At 71.0% G+C, this 276-nt stretch carries 1 protein-coding gene; it reads right to left on the reverse strand.

Annotated elements, in window-relative coordinates:
• Positions 1 to 36: 36 nt before the first annotated feature.
• Positions 37 to 252 (reverse strand): hypothetical protein, encoded by a 216-nt coding sequence (locus ACFU9E_RS35445; protein WP_377554400.1) that lies wholly within the window; start codon positions 250 to 252, stop codon positions 37 to 39.
• Between the last annotated feature and the right edge of the window lie 24 nt (positions 253 to 276).

Genomic DNA, 276 nt, shown 5'->3' on the forward strand with positions numbered 1-276 from the left:
CCCGCGTAGTGGCCTCTGAGGGGCTGTGAGGGGCGTTCACGGGTTCCTCCGGTCATGGGATCGGACCGCGTCGACGCAGGCGCCGGGGAGGTCGGTCACCCAGTCGAAGTCTTCGAGAGTGACGCCGTGTCGGTCGGCGACGGCCAAGAGGTCTTCGAGCAGCAGCCGGGCACGGTCGGCCTCGCTGGCGGTCGGCGCGGTGGCACGGCGGACCTTGGCGATGCGGTCGGCGGGGGTGGGCTTCTCGGTCATGCGGACTTCCTCCTACGGGTGGAC

This window comes from Kitasatospora sp. NPDC057595, from assembly GCF_042800875.1.
Classification (GTDB): Bacteria; Actinomycetota; Actinomycetes; order Streptomycetales; family Streptomycetaceae; genus Kitasatospora.